Annotated in this window: 2 protein-coding genes and 1 pseudogene; 1 reads left to right on the forward strand and 2 read right to left on the reverse strand. The window is 55.1% G+C overall.

Annotated elements, in window-relative coordinates; genetic code table 11:
• Positions 1 to 59 precede the first annotated feature (59 nt).
• Positions 60 to 227: pseudogene (locus ACIOZM_RS31680) on the reverse strand (ATP-dependent Clp protease adaptor ClpS); the annotation flags it as partial.
• Between the two features lie 224 nt (positions 228 to 451).
• Here ACIOZM_RS31680 and ACIOZM_RS31685 point away from each other — a divergent pair.
• Positions 452 to 733, forward strand: a complete 282-nt coding sequence (locus ACIOZM_RS31685) for a cold shock domain-containing protein (protein WP_401221589.1) — start codon at positions 452 to 454, stop codon at positions 731 to 733.
• A gap of 79 nt (positions 734 to 812) precedes the next feature.
• Here ACIOZM_RS31685 and icd read toward each other — a convergent pair whose 3' ends face one another.
• Entirely contained in the window at positions 813 to 2,069 is a 1,257-nt protein-coding gene (icd, locus tag ACIOZM_RS31690) for an NADP-dependent isocitrate dehydrogenase (protein ID WP_401221592.1), read from the reverse strand.
• Between the last annotated feature and the right edge of the window lie 443 nt (positions 2,070 to 2,512).

Here is a 2,512-nt window from a genome sequence, read left to right on the forward strand (position 1 = left end):
ACTCAAAACACGAAAAAAAACACCTCGAGCACAACCAACACTAAATCCATACAAGACTATAAAACAATCAACAAAACCACCTTGTACATCGGCGGCGCCTGTAACGCAGGCTTTGCTTCCTGAACAGCAACGCCCGCCGAATCGTCGTCGTGGTGCTCCGGATGTTCCTTTTGGAGAACCGGGCGATCCTGATTGAATGTTAGTCGAATCTGGCTGATTGCATGCATGGAAAGAAAGGTTCGTCAGTTGTGCAAATACAGTGGTGGGGGCGGCTACACACGTTTTCAACTCCGACTGCCCGGTCACCTTGACTATCGGGAAAACGGTGTTACAAACAATAGAGCCCACGGTGGGTAAAAAAGATCCGCGGAGTCAATCCTTTTAACGGATTAGATTGCGGATGTCCTGGATGATACTCCAGCGATGGAGTCTGTTGCAGAGGGATTTGAGCATGGCTGTCGGCAAGGTTAAATGGTTCAACAACGCCAAGGGGTTCGGCTTCATCAATACCGACACCCACGAAGGTCGCGGCGAGGACGGCAAAGAGATTGATTTCTTCGCTCACTTCTCGGCGATTGAAATGGACGGTTACAAGACCCTCAAGGCCGGACAACTGGTCAATTTCGAAATAGTCCAGGGCCCCAAAGGGCTGCACGCCGTGAAAATTCACGCTACCGATACCGCGAAAGATCACGCGGCAACCTCCGTCCGTTCGGAAACGGTTACCGGCTGATCCACCCGCATTAACCAGACATAAAAAAGCGCCCGGCTCGATCACTCGAGCCGGGCGCTTTAGTTACAGCCGATTTCACTTACATGTGCGAGATCAGCGCATCGCCGAAACCTGACGACGAAACCAGCTTCGCGCCGTCCATCAGACGTTCGAAGTCATAGGTCACGGTCTTGGCCGAAATTGCGCCGTTGGTGCCTTTGATGATCAGGTCGGCCGCTTCGATCCAGCCCATGTGACGCAACATCATTTCCGCCGACAGAATCAGCGAACCCGGGTTGACCTGGTCCTTGCCGGCGTATTTCGGCGCGGTACCGTGGGTGGCTTCGAACATTGCCACGGTGTCAGACAGGTTGGCGCCCGGCGCAATACCGATACCGCCCACTTCTGCCGCCAGGGCATCGGAGAGGTAGTCGCCATTAAGGTTTAGGGTCGCGATCACATCATATTCGGCCGGGCGCAGCAGGATCTGCTGGAGCATGGCGTCGGCGATGGCATCTTTGACGACGACATTCTTGCCGGTTTTCGGGTTCTTGAACTGCATCCACGGACCGCCGTCGAGCAGCGTCGCGCCGAACTCTTCGGCCGCCACTTCGTAGGCCCATTCCTTGAAGGCACCTTCAGTGAACTTCATGATGTTGCCTTTGTGCACGATGGTCAGCGAATCGCGGTCGTTATCGACCACATATTGCAGGGCCTTGCGCGCCAGACGCTTGGTGCCTTCGAGGGACACCGGCTTGACGCCGATACCGCAGTTCTGGTCGAAACGGATCTTGGTGACGCCCATTTCTTCTTTAAGGAATTTGATGACTTTGGTGGCTTCCGGCGAACCGGCCTTCCACTCGATGCCGGCGTAGATGTCTTCGGAGTTCTCGCGGAAGATTGTCATGTCGACGTCGCCAGGCTTTTTCACCGGGCTCGGCACGCCTTCGAACCAGCGCACCGGGCGCAGGCAGACGTACAGGTCGAGTTGCTGACGCAGGGCCACGTTCAGCGAGCGGATGCCGCCACCGACCGGGGTGGTCAGCGGGCCCTTGATGGAAACCACGTAATCCTTGACTGCGTCCAGGGTTTCCTGAGGCAGCCAGGTGTCCTGATCGTAAACCTGAGTCGCTTTCTCCCCGGCATACACCTCCATCCAGGAAATCTTGCGCTCGCCGCCGTAAGCCTTCTTCACAGCAGCATCGACAACCTTGATCATGACCGGACTGATATCGACACCAATCCCGTCACCTTCGATGAAAGGGATGATCGGGTTATTAGGAACATTGAGAGAATGGTCTGCATTGACGGTGATTTTGTCGCCGACGGCTGGAACCTGAATCTTCTTGTAACCCATGCTGAACTCCATTGATTGGATTGAACATCTGGCTTGCTTCGAGCGTAACCCAGTTAATTGGACACGCAAACCCCATGTTCGGGCGCCGCGCACAACTCGATTCCTACAAGCCTGAAAGCAAAGGGAAAAGCGCCAAACTCAAGCATTCGCGACGACTCTACGCCCCACCCTGCCCTGCGACCTTTAGACCAATGGACGAGAATCGTTGCATATGAACCATCGGCAGATTGCCAGCTACCTATGTATAATGCCCGCCGCTGACCACAGGGTCACAACGGCCGACCTCTCTAGACAGAGACTTTCCGCCTGATTGGTAAGGTTGTTACCGCAGCCTGACTGCTTGACGCTCTACTGATGCACCCAACATCACCGCGAAGAATCTCGACATTCGGTTCATGGATGACTTTGAACGAACGCGCTTACCCGGCGCCCCTCGAGTTTCT

Origin of the sequence: Pseudomonas sp. NPDC087346 (assembly GCF_044744235.1) — a bacterium.
Lineage (GTDB): Bacteria > Pseudomonadota > Gammaproteobacteria > Pseudomonadales > Pseudomonadaceae > Aquipseudomonas.

Coding starts and splice junctions, on each gene's coding strand:
- ACIOZM_RS31685 (WP_401221589.1), top strand. CDS start 452: ATGGCTGTCGGCAAGGTTAAATGGTTCAACAACGCCAAGGGGTTCGGC.
- icd (WP_401221592.1), bottom strand. CDS start 2,069: ATGGGTTACAAGAAGATTCAGGTTCCAGCCGTCGGCGACAAAATCACC.